Genomic DNA, 15,238 nt, shown 5'->3' with positions numbered 1-15,238 from the left:
GGTGGCCCTCATGCTGCCCGACCTAGACTTTATCCATGAGCAACCTCGAAACCGTTCCCGAAGAAGTGGTCTGCGCCTTTGAGAAGACCTTCGGCGATGCCGAGGTCCTCCCGCCGAGGGAGGTTCCCCTTGGTGGGGTTCGTGCCATGGACGTCAGGCGGACGCTGCCGCAGAAGCGCCGCAGCCTGATCGGTGCCTGGTGCTTCGTAGACCACTATGGACCCGACCTTGTGCCGGCATCGGGCGGAATGAACGTGCCCCGGCACCCGCATACAGGCCTGGCGACGGTCAGCTGGCTGTTCTCGGGCAAGATTTCACACCGCGATTCGGCAGGGTTCACAGCTGTGGTCCGTCCCGGTGAGGTGAACCTGATGGTCGCGGGCAGGGGCATCTCGCACCAGGAGTTTTCTACCCCGGACACCTCAATCCTGCACGGAGCGCAGCTGTGGTTTGCCCTGCCGGAGGCAACCCGGCACATGGCCCCGACCTTTGAGCACTACGCGCCGGAGCCGGTCCTCGGCGACGGAACCGAAGTCCGCGTCTTCCTCGGATCGCTGGCCGGCTCGACGTCGCCGGTGGAAACCTACACCCCTCCTTTGCTGGGAGCCGAGGCGGTGCTGAGGCCCGGCGCACGGCTCGAGCTGGAGCTCGACCGGAACTTCGAGCACGGGATCCTGCTGGACACCGGCGATCTGCGGCTCGACGGCGGCCAGGTGCCGGTGGACCATCTCGTCTACCTGCCGGCCGGACGGTCATCCCTGGTGCTGGAGGCCGGGGTGAACCCGGTCCGGGTGCTCGTCATCGGCGGCGAGCCCCTTGGCGAACAGATAGTCATGTGGTGGAACTTCATCGGGAGGACCCATGAAGAGGTGGTTGCCTACCGCGCCGCCTGGCAGGCCGAGATCGGCGCCGAAGCGGCCAAGCCGCCCGAAGACGGCACTTACCCGGACGGGGCACCCTACCCGCGCTTTGGCCCCTACCCCGACAACATGCCCGCTCCCTTGCCCGCCCCGGTACTTCCCAACGTGCAGTTGCGACCCCGCGGCTGAAACAGCGCGGCGGCCGCTGAAGCCTGCCCCTGCCGTCCGGGCCGGCTCAGGCTCGCTGACACGCTCAGACCCGCTGTAAAGTGCTGCTGCTCGGGTAGGGGGTCAGACAGCGAGAAAGGCGATGGCACCCTGTTTGAAAGCCCGGCTGGTGATGGCGTTCGTGTGGTTCCGCCCGGCCAGGACCAGCTGCTCGGCCATGGAGCCGGCCCTGATCCCGAGCTCGGCGAGTTGCGGCATGGTGGCCGCGCGTTCATCCTTGTCGCCGGCCACCAGAAGCATCGGCATATGGGGCACGGCTTCGGCGGGGTCGAAGGGCTCGTCCTTGATGGCCTCAACCAGTGAAAGCAGCGCGAAGATGTTGTTGCTCGGCATGAGCATTGCCATCTTCAGCAGCCCGGCCGTGGATTCGTCGGCGATGGGGGTCCCGTCGGCGAGGTAGCGCTGCGCCGCCACGAGGTCGAAGGCGGCCAGGGGGTCCGAAATGTTTGGTCCGCCCAGGACCAGCCGGTGAACGATCTCCGGCTGTGTGGCGCCGAACTCCCAGCCGAGGCGTGCACCCAGCGAATATCCCACCACGTCCACGCCGCTGGAAGCGTCGCCGTGGTGCAGGGGCCGCACGCCGGCGTCGAAAGCTATCTGGAGCAGGTCCGCGCGGATGCGGCTGGGGGAGTAGGAGTCGCGGTCCTCCGGGGCGCCGCTGCGGCCGTGCCCGGGCAGGTCCACGGTAATGACACGCCGGCCCGCCTCCAGCAGAGCCGAGACCCAGCCGGTGTCCTCCCAGTTCAGCTTGCTGGAGGAAGAGAACCCGTGCAGCAGCAGGACCGGCCGCAGCCCGGCATCCGAGGCGGGTTCATGCACCTGCACATACAGCTGGGGATCCGTCCCTTCCACTGTGTGGGAATGCATCTCGCCGGTGTGCCTGCCGCTCATGGTGTCAGTCCTCATCATCAAGTACGGCGCCCAGGCGGACCCGGCGCTTGGCTGCGTCATCCTTCGGTGGCCGCGATTTCCGGCAGCCCACCGGAGGTACGCACCACTTTACCTGTCTGTGGACCGGGCAGTTCAACAGCGGATTCCGTCCTTTCCACCCCTGCTTGAGGCTGGTGCACTGAGGCCGGCTGCACTCCGCCCGGGCACCCGAAGCGGTGCGAGCGGATGCGCTAGCTTCGGCTGGCTCTTTCGCGGCGGGAGGCGGCTGCCCGGCGCCCGAACCAGCACGCAGCGGCGAGGGCGGCGATCAGGGCGATGGTGCTGAAGAGCTGGGACCGGGTGCTCTCGGCGCTGAAGCCCACAGCGAAGATCAGTCCAAGCAGCACCAGTCCAACAATGGTCAGTCCCGGGAACCAACGCATCCGCAGGGGCAGGCGGGTGCCGTTGCGGTCGGCGCGCCGCCGGAGAATCAGCTGGGATACCAGGGCAGTGCCCCACACCACGAGGCACGTTGAGCCGACCAACTGGAACAGCGCGGGCAGGATTCTGTCCGGAAAAAGCAGTTCCAGAACGGTGGCAGAGAATCCAAAAGCCACTGAGACGCCGACGGCGGGTACCGGCACGCCTGCCTTGCCCAGCCGGGCGAGAAGATGTGGCGCCTCGCCACGTTCGGCGAGCGAGTACACCATGCGGGAAGCGCCGTAAAGGTTGGCATTCAAAGCCGAGAGAAGTGCGACCACGGCCACCAGCGTTATTGCCGTTCCTGCCCCGGGGATCCGTGCGGCGTCCAGAACTCCCGCGAAGGGCGAGGCGAGCCCTTGGGAGGTGGCGGGAAGAACGGCCGCGATAACAAAAACGGAACCAATGTAGAAGACAAGGATCCGCCACAGCACTGTCCGCACGGCGTTGGCTACGCTGTGCTCCGGGTCTTCGGTTTCCGCGGCGGCCACAGCAACGATCTCGGTCCCGCCAAAGGCGAAGATGACAACGAACAGAGCCGTCGCGATTCCACCAATGCCGGCCGGAGCGAAATCTGTTGTGATGTTCGCCAGTCCGGGGGATGCCACATCGGGAAGGAGCCCCAGGAGCAGTGCGGCACCCACGGCCAGGAAAAGGACAATGGCAGCCACCTTCAGGATGGCGAACCAGAACTCGAACTCACCGAAATGCCTGACCCCCACCAGGTTGATGGCCGTAAAGACCACCATAAAGACCAGTGCCAGCGCCCAGACCGGCAGGGCCGGCCAGACTGTCGCCAGGAGTCCGGCAGCTCCGAGCGCTTCCGCGGCGATGACCACCACCAGTTGAAGCCACCACAGCCAGCCCACAGTGGCGCCGGCAGTTTTTCCCAGGGCCACCTCCGCGTACACGGAGAACGCGCCGCTCGTGGGGTGTGCGGCGGCCATTTCCCCAAGGGCCCACATCACCAGGATGATGAGCGTGCCGGCAACGAGGTACGAGATCAGCACGGCCGGTCCGGCAGCCTGGATCCCGGCCCCGGAGCCCAGGAAGAGGCCGGCTCCGATGGCACTTCCCAGTCCCATCATGGTGAGCTGGCGGCTCTTCATCGTGTGGCCGAGACGAGGCGCTTCGGGGCGCACCTGGGTGGACTGCAGTGTCATGCCTGGGAACCTTCTTGGGGTTGGGGGTGTCCGCGAGGGACCAATTGACATTACCGCCTTTCGCGACGGCCCTGGGACACAGGCGATTGCCCGGCTCGCCGCCGGGGTCACCGCGTCCGGTCGCAGTCAGGGCGCGGCAGTCAGGGTCCCGCCGCCTTTCCGCAACGAGGAATGGCGGCAGTGAAACATTTTGAATCGGACGGCAGTGGACGTAGAATCAGTTCTAGTCACTTTGACTTTAACTGGAGCCGCGGCCATAGAAACCGCCCGGGCAGTATGGACGACGGAAGGCAGGTGGAAGGCAATGTACGGCACGTCAGCTAACGTCTCCGAGCGCGCGAAAGCCGCGCCGTCCCTGGCCATCTCCACCGTGATCTTCGCACTGAGGCCCAGTGAATCATCGGGCCGCCCCACCCTCTGGCTGCCCCTCGTCCGCAGGATCCGCGAGCCGTACAAGGGCCTGTGGGCGCTGCCGGGCGGACCGCTGACGCACACCGAATCGCTGCCGGACGCCGCATCGCGGAACCTGCAGGAGACCACCGGCCTGGCGCCGAGCTATCTGGAACAGCTCTACGCCTTCGGCGGGCTGCACCGCTCGCCCACCCAGCGCGTCGTCTCGATTGTCTACTGGGCGCTGGTGCAGCCCACGGAGGCCGCCCTCGCCGATGAGTCGGAGAACGTGAGGTGGTTCCGGGCTGACAAAGTCCCGGACCTGGCCTTCGACCACAACGCCATCGTCGAGTACGCGCTGTTCCGACTGAGGAACAAGCTGGCCTACGGCTCCGTGGCCTATCACTTCCTGGGGGAGTACTTCACACTCGCCCAGGTCCGGGAGGTCTACGAGGCCGTCCTGGACACCCGCCTGGATCCGGCCAATTTCCGGCGCCAGCTTAAATCCACGCCGGAGATTGTGGAAACCGGCGAATACCTGCAGGGCGGCAAGCACCGTCCACCACGTCTCTACCGCTTCACCGGCCGCCCCGGCCTCGACCCCGATAACAGGAGCACACCATGAGCAGCGTCAATACAGCAATCCAGCTGATCACGCGGGAACAGGCCGAAACCGCGGCTGCCGGCAAAGCCGCTGGCCGGGCGGGTGCCACCTGCAGCCCCGCCCTCGCGAAAGGCCCGTGGGAGTACGACCTTGCCGAGGCGCTCGCCGGAGCGCCCGCCTACGGCCCTGGCGCATCCAGCGCCGACGTTGCCCCTGCCGCTACGCCCCGCCAGGGCCAGTTGCCGGAGGAGTACAAGCTCGCCGGCGACGCCGAGCTTGATGTGCGGATCCGCGCAGCCAAGGAAAAGCTGGGCGACCGCGCGGTGATCCTGGGCCACTTCTACCAGCGAGACGAAGTCATCCAGTACGCCGACTTCGTGGGGGACTCCTTCCAGCTTGCGAACGCTGCGCTGACCAGGCCTGACGCAGAGGCCATCATCTTCTGCGGTGTCCACTTCATGGCCGAAACCGCGGACATCCTGTCCACCCCGGAACAGGCCGTCATCCTGCCCAACCTCGCGGCCGGTTGCTCCATGGCGGACATGGCGGACACCGACTCCGTCGAGGAATGCTGGGAACAGCTCGAAGAGATCTTCGGAACAGAAAAGGACGACGCCGGCCGCGTCCCGGTCATCCCGGTCACCTACATGAACTCCTCGGCATCCCTGAAGGCTTTCTGCGGCCGCAACGGCGGCATCGTCTGCACATCCTCCAACGCAAAGGTAGTGCTGGAATGGGCCTTCGAACGCGGCCAGCGCGTCCTGTTCTTCCCGGACCAGCACCTGGGCCGCAACACCGCAAAGGCCCTGGGAGTGCCGCTGGAGCAGATGCCCATGTGGAATCCGCGCAAAGAACTCGGCGGCAACGACGAACAGGCACTGCTGGACTCCCGCGTCATCCTCTGGCACGGCTTCTGCTCAGTCCATAAGCGCTTCAACGTGGGGCAGATCGAGGAGGCCCGCGCCGACTTCCCCGGAGTCAACGTCATTGTGCACCCCGAGTGCCCCATGGAGGTAGTGGACGCTGCCGATTCCGCCGGCTCCACCGACTTCATCAAGAAGGCCATTGCCGCAGCCACCGAACCCGCCACGTTTGCCATCGGCACTGAAATCAACATGGTCAACCGGCTGGCAGCGGAATACCCGCAGCACACCATTTTCTGCCTGGACCCGGTCATCTGCCCCTGCTCCACCATGTACCGGATCCACCCCGGCTACCTCGCCTGGGTCCTGGAAGAACTTGTGGAGGGCCGCATCGTCAACCGCATCACCGTCGCGGATTCCGTGCAGGAGAATGCCAGGACCGCGCTCGAGCGCATGCTCGCTGCCAGGCCGTAATGACCGGAATCCATTCCCGGCGGCTGGTCGTCGTCGGAAGCGGCATCGCAGGGCTGTACGCCTCGCTCCTGGCGGCGGACGCCGGCCTGGATGTGGTGCTGCTGACAAAAGGCGACCTTCAGGAAAGCAACACCTGGTACGCCCAGGGCGGCATTTCGGCAGTCCTGGACGAGCCCGCGCCGGGAGACACTGTGGCGGCGCACATCGCTGACACCCTCAAGGCGGGGGCCGGCCACTGCAACCAGGAGGCGGTGCGGCTGCTGTGCACCGAGGCGCGCCGGGACATCGCCGGGCTGCAGCGTTTCGGCGTGCGGTTTGACGTGGACGACGACGGCGACCCCGCTTTGGGGCTCGAGGCAGCACATTCCGCCCCGCGGATCCTGCACGCCGGCGGAGACGCCACCGGCGCCGGTGTGGCCGACGCCCTGATCCGCGCCGTCCTGGCCCGGCAGGCCAAAGGGACCATCCGGCTGTTCGCCCATGCCCACGCCACCGCGCTGCTTCAGACCCACGGCAGGGTGACCGGCGTTGAGCTTACCCACGACGACGCGAGCGTCACCGTGGGAGCGGACGCCGTGCTGCTGGCCACCGGCGGTGCCGGCCGGCTCTTCGCCCAGACCACCAACCCAGCCGTCGCCACCGCCGATGGCCTTGCGTTGGGCTGGCGTGCCGGCGCGGCCGTGGCAGACCTCGAGTTCTTCCAGTTCCACCCCACCTGCCTGGTGAACCCTGCCGGCGCACAACGGGAGCCGATGCTCATCTCCGAAGCCGTCCGCGGCGAAGGCGCCATCCTGGCCGATTCGAACGGCAAGCGGTTTATGCCCGAATATCACCCTGACGCCGAACTTGCACCGCGCGACGTCGTCTCCCGCAGCATCGCCCTCCACCTGGCCAAACTCGGCGACCCCAACGGCCACGTGTACCTCGACGCCAGGGGTATTGAACGATCAAAGGGCCGAGGCTTCCTCGCGAAGCGCTTCCCCACCCTCAGCGCCCGGACCCGCGAAGCCGGCATCGACTGGACCCGCGAACTCGTCCCCGTTGCTCCGGCTGCCCACTACTGGATGGGCGGCATCACCACCGACCTCCACGCCCGGACCAGCGTTCCCGGACTCTACGCCGCCGGCGAAGTTGCCTGCACCGGCGTGCACGGGGCGAACCGCCTGGCCAGCAACTCACTGTTGGAAGGCTTGGTATTCGGCCGGCGGGCTGTTGAAAGCTTCCTGCAGGGCGGGACTGATTCGTCGGGCGGTGATCCGGAAGCGTGCATCAAGGGGTGGCCGCTAGCGGCCGAGGGCCCACGCGATCAGGGTTCCCTGGCCGAGCTTGCGAGGCGAGGGGGATCGTGGGGAGCACGCGGAGGATTACCGTTCGACGAATCCCAACCTGCAACCGGCTTCAAACCAGCGCCTGGTCCTGGGCCGTTTTCCCGGGATGCCCTGCGGCGCCTGATGACTGCCAAGGCCGGGGTGCTCCGTAATGGGGTGTTGCTACGTGAGGCGGCGGCTGTGCTGGGGGGGTGGGCCGCAGATGGCGGTCCTCGGGGGGTTGAGGACGCCAACCTGCTGCTGGCTTCGCAGCTGCTGGTGCGTGCTGCCCTTGGGCGGCGGGAGTCCTTGGGCGCCCATTACCGCAGTGACAGCCCGGTGGATGCGGCCATGATCGAAGAACTTGAAGAGAGCTACCGAATGCGCCCGAAAGCGAGCCTTGTCCATGAGTAGAACAGCCGTGTTTGAACTGACCCTTCCGGCAGCGCCGGTGCGGGAGATCCTGGAGCGGGCGTTCGCCGAGGATGCGCCGGCCGGGGACATTACGTCGCAGCTGCTCATACCGGTAGAGGCGCGCGCAACAGCTGTTTTGAACGCCCGGGTTCCGGGTGTTTTCAGCGGCGGAACAGTGTTCCGGGACGCGATGCTGCTCGTCGATCCGGACACCGAAGTGGAGCTGCTGCTCACCGACGGGGAACGGTTCGACGCCGGGACGCACCTCGCGCGGGTCAGCGGCAGGGCGCGTTCGGTCCTGCTGGCTGAGCGGGTGGCCCTGAATCTGGTCCAGCGGATGTCGGCCATCGCCACCAAAACCGCGGAATTCGTAAAACTGACCGACGGGACCACTGCCCGGATCACTGACACACGGAAGACCACTCCCGGGCTGCGCATCCTGGAACGCTTCGCCGTCCGCTGCGGTGGCGGGGCCAACCACCGGTACAGCCTCTCCGACGCGGTCCTGGCCAAGGACAACCACCTGGCGGTGATGACCGGCGGTGATCCGGCCAAGCTGACGGAGCTGCTGGCTGCAGCCAAAGCCCAGCTGGGCCACACCACCCACTTCGAAGTGGAGGTGGACAGCATGGAGCAGATCGAGCCGGTGCTGGCGGCCGGTGTGGACACCATCATGCTGGACAACTTCACACTGGACGGCCTGAAGGCCGGCGTGGCGCAGGTCGGCGGCCGCGCCAGGGTGGAAGCCAGCGGCAACGTAAACCTGCAGACGGTGGCCGGCATCGCCGCCACCGGAGTCGATGTCATCTCCATCGGCGGACTCACCCACAGCGTGGCAGCGCTGGACCTGGGCCTCGATGTCGAACTGAGCGTGAAGTGAACAGGCCGTGATTTTCCTCGACGCAGCTGCCACCACCCCCGTCCGCCGCGAAGTGCTCGACGCCATGTGGCCTTATCTCACGGGGGAGTTCGGCAATCCTTCCAGCCATCATTCGCTGGGGGAGGCAGCTGCCTCAGCGCTCGCCGACGCCAGGGCGGCGGTGGCCGGCGTCCTGGGCTGCCGTCCCGGCGAGGTGACCTTCACCTCCGGCGGCACCGAGGCCGACAACCTCGCCGTTAAGGGCATTGCGCTGGCCCGGCAGGCGGTTGACCCCCGGTTCAACCGGGTGGTGATCAGCGCCGTCGAGCACCCGGCTGTGGAGGAGTCGGCACGATATTTGGAACGGTTCCACGGGTTCGCCGTTGACGTGGTTCCTGTTGACGGCACAGGCCGTGTGACGCCGGAGGCGCTCGCCGCCGCACTCCGGCCGGAGACAGCGCTGGCCAGCGTGATGTATGCCAACAATGAAGTAGGGACGGTCCAGCCGGTCGCACGGCTGGCGGAACTGGCACGGGCGCAGGGCATTCCGTTCCATACCGACGCCGTCCAGGCCGCGGGCTGGCTGCCGCTGGACGTCAAAATCCTGGGGGTGGATGCGTTGAGCATCTCGGGGCACAAACTCGGGGCGCCCAAGGGCTCCGGCGTGCTCTACGTCAGGGGCCGGACCCGCATCGAGCCGCTGGTGCACGGCGGCGGCCAGGAACGCGGGCGGCGGTCCGGAACTGAAAACGTTGCAGGCGCGGTGGGCCTGGCCACGGCCCTGACCCTGGCGCAGTCCGGGCAACAGCAACTCGCAGACCGCGTCTCCACGCTGCGGGACGGGTTCATTCGCGAGGTCCTCAGGGCCGTTCCGGGGGCTGTCCTGACCGGCCACCCCACCGAACGCCTGCCCTCGGTGGCATCTTTCTGCTTCCCGGGGACCAGCGGGGAATCGGTCCTGCTGGAGCTGGAGCGGCAGGGCGTGGTGTGCTCCAGCGGCTCGGCGTGCGCCGCGGGCTCAGATGCACCGTCGCCGGTCCTCACGGCCATGGGCTTTGAGGCGGAGGTTGCCCAGACAGCGGTGCGGTTCAGCTTCGATTCGACCGTCAGCGGCGACGATCTTGCAGCGGCTGCGAAAGCCGTGGGCGCCGCCGTCGGAAGCATCCGTACCCTTGGCCGGGCCTGACCGCCTCTGGATGTGGCGCGCCCTAGATGTGGCGGGCCCGGCGGAAGATCCAGTGCCGGAGCATAGTGAAGCGCACGGCCGTGGCAAGGAAGCCTGAGAGCGTGGTGGTCCACAGTTCATCTGCCACTGTGGCCTCGGGATGGAGCCAGTGGAGTACGCCGAGGCTCCCGCCGGTGATCACCAGAGCCACGGCAATCACGATTACGCCATGCAGATGGTCCCGGGCCATCCTGTGCTGCCCGGCGATCCTGAACGTCAGCCTGCGGTTCAGGGCTGTGTTCATCAGAGACGTCAGAATCAGCGCGGCCGCGTTCGCCAGCTGGGGGCCCAGCCAGGGGCGCAGCAGGGCATAGAGGGCGAGCGAGGCGGCGGTGCAGATGATGCCTACACCGGTGAACCGGATGAGCTGCCGGACCACGGGGAACCTGTAGATTCCGCGGTGGTGCCGGGTGGCCGGTGCGTGGCGGATGGGCCGCTGCGCCAGCTGGGTGGCGGGCGCAGCAGGGGTTTCCATGGGTCCAGCCTGTCACATCAGGCAGGCGTATCCTCCCAGGCGGCCGTCCTGACCGGGTTGGCGAGTTCCCCGATGCCCTCGATCCGGCACACCACCGTGTCGCCCGGCCGGATGCGGGTGCACTCGGCCGGGAAGCCGGTCAGGACCAGATCGCCGGGGTGCAGGGTCATAAAGGAGCTGAGGTAGACAAGGATCTCGTCCACCTTCCAGCCGAGGTCGGAGCTGGACGCGGGCTTCAGTTCCACGCCGTTGTGGATGATGCCGATGGAAACGTCGGAATCATCGAGGTCCGTGACGATCCACGGGCCCGCCGGGGTGAAGGTGTCCTGGCTTTTGGCGCTGATCCAGAGTTCGTCGGATTTCTGCAGGTCGCGGGCCGACACGTCGTTGCCGATGGTGAAACCCAGGACAGCGCTGTGTGCCGTGTCCAGGGTCAGGCCGCGGGCTTTCCGTCCGATGACGACGGTCAGTTCCGCTTCGGGATCGACGTAGCCCACGGTGGAGCTCAACTCGATGGCATCCCCGGGTCCGATCACGCTGGAGGCGGCCTTGTGGAATGCCTGGGGCGGGAGGTCACGGCCCGGCTTGCCCGTGTTGTGGGCCATGCCCAGGACGTTGGCCGGAACCGACGGCGCCAGGAAGGTGAACGAATCCTGGTCCACCACGGTGCCGGTCTCCCAGCCTGCCCGCGCGGGGCTGTTGGCATTTGCCCGGGACGCGGTGAAGGGGGAAGGGACGACAGTCCATGAGCGGCCGGCCGCGGAGTCAAAGTCCGGGGCATCGTTGGCCACGAAAAACTGCTCGTCAGGAGCAGCCGCAGGGGAGGGCCGGACACGCGCGAGGCGGCGGGGAGCGCTGGGAGTCATCATGACATCCTACGTCCTCGCTGCGGCGGGATGCGTTAGTACAGTTCGCCCACGGGAATCTCAACGGCAAGGCGGTTGGACGGTCCGGCCAGCGGGCAGGCCCACGCCTCGTTGTACGCGCAGGACGGGTTGTAGGCGAAGTTGAAGTCCAGGACAAACTCGGCGTCCGGCCCCGAGCCGCGCACACCGTGGAACGCGCCCTTGATGGTGTCCAGCAGGTACCGCCCGGCGCCGTAGCTGCCGCCGGGCTGGCCGGCCGTGGCATCCCGGAAAGGAACAAAGATTCCGCCGCCGTAACCCAGAAGCCTCCATACTGCGAGCTGGCCCATCTCAGGGAGATCGAAGGTCCCCAGCCGGACGAAGTGGACCACGCCGTCGGTCCCGGTGTCCACACTCATCTCCCGGCCGGCGCCCTGGAGGGTCAGCGGGACGTGGAAGCGGTAGATGGGATCGTAGTCGGCTGTCTTGAGTCCGGAGAACTGCTGCTTGTCGCGGGCGCTGAGGGCGGATGCCGGATGCGTGGCGAACATGCGGTCGCGTTCATGCCGCCAATGGGAATGCGCCTCAGCAGGGCTGTCGGCGGAAATTCTCCGCACCGTGTCGTAGAGGGCAAAAGTCCGCAGCCGCCAGTCTGCAATGTCGAGAGCGGAGATATCCGCCAGGCTCTCTTGGTCTGCGCCGTACTGCTCTTCCGCCATAGCCACCAGCCTAGCCCTGTTGGGCGAGGGGAATGTCCGGTCAACGACACGCAGCCCGGCCCCGCCGCGGCCACGCCGTCTTCACCGTTAAGCTGGCGGCATGACATGCAGGGCGAGATCGTGGGGATTGCGGGTGGCAGTGCTCCTCGCTGCAGGGACTCTGGTTGCCGGGTGCACCGCCCCTGGCGGCAGCGCTCCGGCGTGGACAGCCCGGCCGGACACATCCGCCTCCCAAGACGCCAGCCCGGCGGCCACCGGCAGCCCAACGGCACCAAACGCCTCTCCGGAGGGATCTGCCTCCGCAACCCCCGGCCCGGCCGCAACGGCCGCTTCGTGGAAGACATTCACCGATCCCGCCAAGACCATAAGTTTTGACCTGCCGGAGGAATGGATCGCCCAGTCCGTCCCGCCTGAAGACGGTACGTTGCCCGGTGCCCTGAAGATCGACGTGAAAAAGCAGGATGGCACCTTCGTGGCCGCGCTGCGGACCGGGTTGCCGCCGTCGTCCTCTGAGTGCCCCGAGGACGCCCGGAAGCCTTACGTAGTGGTCAGCAGCGTGCCGGTGGAGCTGCCCGGCCTCACCGGCGAAGGTACCATCGCCCCGCATGTGGTGTTCCGCGTGATCCAGGGCTACCGGTACTTCGGCTCCTACGGCATCACCAACATTGTGGGCGGCGCGGACGGGCGGGCGTGCGGGCTCCGCAACGTGGTCCGCGGTCCCGCGGGAAAGGGCGACTACTCGTTCGGGGACGTGGGGGTGCTGAGGGCGTTCGCCCCGGATGAGAAAGTGGCTCCGGCCAAGGCATATGACACCCTTGAACAGGCAGCCAAGTACGTCAGCGAGAGTGCTGAATTCGCGAACGTCCAGCGGATGCTAATGTCTCTGGAGATCAAAAACTAGTCCTGCCGCCGGCTCCATGAGCGCCGGGTTGGAGCGGGAAGTTCTGCCACTACCTCACACCCCGGAGATACATGGAACGCACCGTTGCCGCACGGATGGTCTTCAAGACCGTGGCCGACACCAAGGCAGCCCTGGCCATCGCTGTAGCCAGGAATTCCGGCTACGCCTCATTTACCGAATCCCTCACGGTCACCGCGGCCGGGCAGCCGGTCCCGGTCCGTGAACTCACTGACCATCATGGCGGGCGGCTCCACTACATGGAGTTCGCCGAACCCTCCGAGGTTACGGTTGAGTACACAGCCACTGTGGCAGGCCGGGCCGTCCCCGAAGATGCCACGCTGGCCGAACTCATCCGGTATGTCCGGCCCAGCCGTTATGCCGAGTCTGACCGGCTGCTTCCCACCGCCTATGCCGAATTCGGCGGACTGCACGGCGAGGAACTGCTCCATGCAGTACGGAGCTGGGTGTATGGCGAGCTCCGCTACATCAGCGGTTCCTCCAGGGGTACCGACGGCGCCGTCGAGACGCTTCTGCACCGCAGGGGAGTATGCCGGGACTTTGCACACCTTGCCATCGCACTGCTTCGTTCCAAGGACATCCCGGCACGGCTTGCCGCGGTCTACGCACCCGGGCTGAGCCCCATGGACTTCCACGCGGTGGCCGAAGCCCATGTCAACGGGGCCTGGCATGTCATCGACCCCACGGGGCTTGCCCCGCGGGAGTCGATGCTGCGGATCACTGCAGGCCGGGATTCGTCCGACACCGCGTTCCTGTCCACCGTGGGCGGCAGCCTGACCCTGAACGAACTGCGCGTCACCGCTGTGGTCAACGGCGCGCTGCCGGCGGAGGACCCTGCCACGCTGGTAGTGCTGGGCTAGTAGTACCGCCTGGGCAGTACGGCTAGTCCTGCTTTGCCGGGCGGGCACCCACTGAATGCCGGAGTTTCTCGGTGAGGCGCTGAAGTTCCTTCTGCTCGGCGGCTGTGAGGGCGGGCCCCACCAGGCTGGAGATGTCGCGCACATGGGCGCGGCCGATTTCCTTCTGCAGGGCAGCCCCCTCCTCCGTCAGCTTCAGAAGCACGCCCCGGCGGTCGTCAGGGGCCGGCATCCGGTCAACGAGCCCCCGCTTCTCCAGCCGCTCGACCAGCCTGCTGAGGCTTGACTGGCTCAGCAGCACATGGTCATTGAGTTCGTTGAGCCGGAGCCAGCCGGACGGACACCGGGAGAGCGTGAACAGCACGTCGTACTCGTTCACGGCAACCTCCCGGAAGGCGGGACCGGCCTGGAGTTTCCGCATGACCGCAACCTGGGCCCTGAACAGGGACTCCCAGGTTTCCGCGGCCAGGCGGACCGATGAGTCATTCCGCTCGGTTGCCATCACGCCTCCGACGAAGCTGTTTCAGTGGCCTGGGCAGCCATCAGGGCCGCGACGCGGCCGGCGTGGGTGGGCGGGTCCGGCACGTGCGCCGGCTTGAGGGCCGCGTATTCCTTGCGGAGCACAGGGAGCACTTCCTCGCCGAACAGGTCAAGCTGTTCGAGCACCGTCTTCAGGGGCAGGCCGGCGTGGTCGATCAGGAACAGCTGGCGCTGGTAGTCGCCGAAGTACTCACGGAATGTCAGGGTCTTTTCGATGACTTCCTGCGGGCTGCCCACGGTGAGCGGTGTCTGCGAGGTGAAGTCCTCCAGGGACGGACCGTGGCCGTAAACGGGAGCATTGTCGAAGTAGGGGCGGAATTCCTTGACCGCGTCCTGGGAGTTCTTCCGCATGAAGAACTGTCCGCCGAGGCCCACGATCGCCTGGTCAGCCTTGCCGTGGCCGTAGTGCTCATAGCGCTCGCGGTACAGGCCGATCAGCTGCTGGTAGTGCTCCTTGGGCCAGAAGATGTTGTTCGCGAAGAAGCCGTCACCGTAGTAGGCGGCCACTTCGGCGATCTGCGGCGTCCGGATGGAGCCGTGCCACACGAAGGGGGCGACGCCGTCGAGCGGCCGGGGAGTGGACGTGAAGTTCTGCAGGGGCGTGCGGAACTTGCCGGACCAGTTCACCGTGTCCTCGTCCCACAGGCGGCGCAGCAGTGCGTAGTTTTCGATGGCCAGCTCGACGCCGTCCTGGATGTTCTTGCCGAACCAGGGGTACACGGGAGCGGTGTTGCCGCGGCCCAGGACCAGGTCCACACGGCCATCAGCCAGGTGCTGGAGCATGGCGAAGTCTTCGGCGATCTTGACCGGATCGTTGGTGGTGATCAGCGTGGTGGCCGTTGAAAGGGTGATCCGCTCGGTCTGGGCGGCGATGTAGGCGAGCGTGGTGGTGGGTGAGGAGGAGAAGAACGGGCGGTTGTGGTGCTCGCCGATGGCGTAGACGTCCATGCCGATTTCCTCGACCTTTTTGGCGATGGCCACGGAGGCCTTGATGCGCTCGTTCTCCGTCGGTGTCCGGCCGGTGGTGGGGTCAGTGGTGATGTCACTGACACTGAATACGCCGATCTGCATGGTATGGCCTTCCGTTTCCTGGTGTTCTCTGGGCTTGCTTCTACAATACCAGATTTCCATGCGTTTGCATGTATC

General features: G+C 66.7%; 15 protein-coding genes. 8 read left to right on the top strand and 7 right to left on the bottom strand.

The features are described from left to right. The first annotated feature begins 35 nt into the window (after positions 1–35). Positions 36–1,049, top strand: a complete 1,014-nt coding sequence (locus ABIA70_RS01605) for a pirin family protein (protein ID WP_354145867.1) — start codon at positions 36–38, stop codon at positions 1,047–1,049. A gap of 102 nt (positions 1,050–1,151) precedes the next feature. Here ABIA70_RS01605 and ABIA70_RS01600 read toward each other — a convergent pair whose 3' ends face one another. After that, on the bottom strand, positions 1,152–1,979 hold the full coding sequence (locus tag ABIA70_RS01600; protein ID WP_354145866.1) for an alpha/beta fold hydrolase: 828 nt from the start codon (positions 1,977–1,979) through the stop codon (positions 1,152–1,154). A gap of 230 nt (positions 1,980–2,209) precedes the next feature. Beyond that, positions 2,210–3,601, bottom strand: coding sequence for an amino acid permease (locus ABIA70_RS01595; protein ID WP_354145865.1), 1,392 nt, complete (start codon positions 3,599–3,601; stop codon positions 2,210–2,212). A gap of 304 nt (positions 3,602–3,905) precedes the next feature. Between ABIA70_RS01595 and ABIA70_RS01590 the strand changes: the two genes are divergently transcribed. Genes ABIA70_RS01590 through ABIA70_RS01570 form a run of 5 tightly spaced genes read left to right on the top strand, consistent with a single transcriptional unit; the run spans position 3,906 to position 9,698 of the window. Then, positions 3,906–4,616 (top strand): NUDIX hydrolase, encoded by a 711-nt coding sequence (locus ABIA70_RS01590; RefSeq protein ID WP_354146566.1) that lies wholly within the window; start codon positions 3,906–3,908, stop codon positions 4,614–4,616. Continuing rightward, on the top strand, positions 4,613–5,932 hold the full coding sequence (gene nadA, locus ABIA70_RS01585) for a quinolinate synthase NadA (RefSeq protein ID WP_354145864.1): 1,320 nt from the start codon (positions 4,613–4,615) through the stop codon (positions 5,930–5,932). Before ABIA70_RS01590 ends, nadA begins: the two co-directional genes overlap by 4 nt. Continuing rightward, positions 5,932–7,653, top strand: coding sequence for an L-aspartate oxidase (nadB, locus tag ABIA70_RS01580; protein WP_354145863.1), 1,722 nt, complete (start codon positions 5,932–5,934; stop codon positions 7,651–7,653). Before nadA ends, nadB begins: the two co-directional genes overlap by 1 nt. Next, positions 7,646–8,533: a carboxylating nicotinate-nucleotide diphosphorylase gene (gene nadC, locus ABIA70_RS01575; RefSeq protein ID WP_354145862.1), complete on the top strand. Its 888-nt coding sequence runs from the start codon at positions 7,646–7,648 to the stop codon at positions 8,531–8,533. Before nadB ends, nadC begins: the two co-directional genes overlap by 8 nt. 7 nt (positions 8,534–8,540) lie before the next feature. Further along, entirely contained in the window at positions 8,541–9,698 is a 1,158-nt protein-coding gene (locus ABIA70_RS01570) for a cysteine desulfurase family protein (protein ID WP_354145861.1), read from the top strand. 22 nt (positions 9,699–9,720) lie between these two features. Here the strand turns inward: ABIA70_RS01570 and ABIA70_RS01565 are convergent, their stop codons facing one another. From ABIA70_RS01565 to ABIA70_RS01555, 3 genes are read right to left on the bottom strand one after another with little or no spacing between them, the layout of a single operon-like run. Continuing rightward, entirely contained in the window at positions 9,721–10,212 is a 492-nt protein-coding gene (locus ABIA70_RS01565) for a GtrA family protein (protein WP_354145860.1), read from the bottom strand. Positions 10,213–10,229: 17 nt separating this feature from the next. Further along, a complete protein-coding gene (locus tag ABIA70_RS01560; RefSeq protein ID WP_354145859.1) occupies positions 10,230–11,078 on the bottom strand; it encodes a fumarylacetoacetate hydrolase family protein in 849 nt (282 codons plus the stop codon). 35 nt (positions 11,079–11,113) lie between these two features. Continuing rightward, positions 11,114–11,776 carry a DUF1684 domain-containing protein gene (locus tag ABIA70_RS01555; protein WP_354145858.1) on the bottom strand — a complete coding sequence of 221 codons (663 nt, stop codon included), beginning with the start codon at positions 11,774–11,776 and terminating at the stop codon, positions 11,114–11,116. A gap of 100 nt (positions 11,777–11,876) precedes the next feature. Between ABIA70_RS01555 and ABIA70_RS01550 the strand changes: the two genes are divergently transcribed. Next, positions 11,877–12,677, top strand: coding sequence for a hypothetical protein (locus ABIA70_RS01550; protein ID WP_354145857.1), 801 nt, complete (start codon positions 11,877–11,879; stop codon positions 12,675–12,677). A gap of 71 nt (positions 12,678–12,748) precedes the next feature. After that, positions 12,749–13,555 (top strand): transglutaminase-like domain-containing protein, encoded by an 807-nt coding sequence (locus tag ABIA70_RS01545; RefSeq protein WP_354145856.1) that lies wholly within the window; start codon positions 12,749–12,751, stop codon positions 13,553–13,555. 22 nt (positions 13,556–13,577) lie between these two features. Here ABIA70_RS01545 and ABIA70_RS01540 read toward each other — a convergent pair whose 3' ends face one another. Both ABIA70_RS01540 and ABIA70_RS01535 read right to left on the bottom strand, forming a co-directional pair. Then, on the bottom strand, positions 13,578–14,054 hold the full coding sequence (locus ABIA70_RS01540; protein WP_354145855.1) for a MarR family winged helix-turn-helix transcriptional regulator: 477 nt from the start codon (positions 14,052–14,054) through the stop codon (positions 13,578–13,580). After that, positions 14,054–15,163, bottom strand: a complete 1,110-nt coding sequence (locus ABIA70_RS01535; RefSeq protein ID WP_354145854.1) for an LLM class flavin-dependent oxidoreductase — start codon at positions 15,161–15,163, stop codon at positions 14,054–14,056. The genes ABIA70_RS01540 and ABIA70_RS01535 overlap by 1 nt, the downstream gene beginning before the upstream one ends. Positions 15,164–15,238 lie beyond the last annotated feature (75 nt).

This window comes from Arthrobacter sp. 754, from assembly GCF_040548695.1.
GTDB lineage: Bacteria > Actinomycetota > Actinomycetes > Actinomycetales > Micrococcaceae > Arthrobacter.
This window is presented reverse-complemented; position numbering and strand designations above follow the sequence as displayed.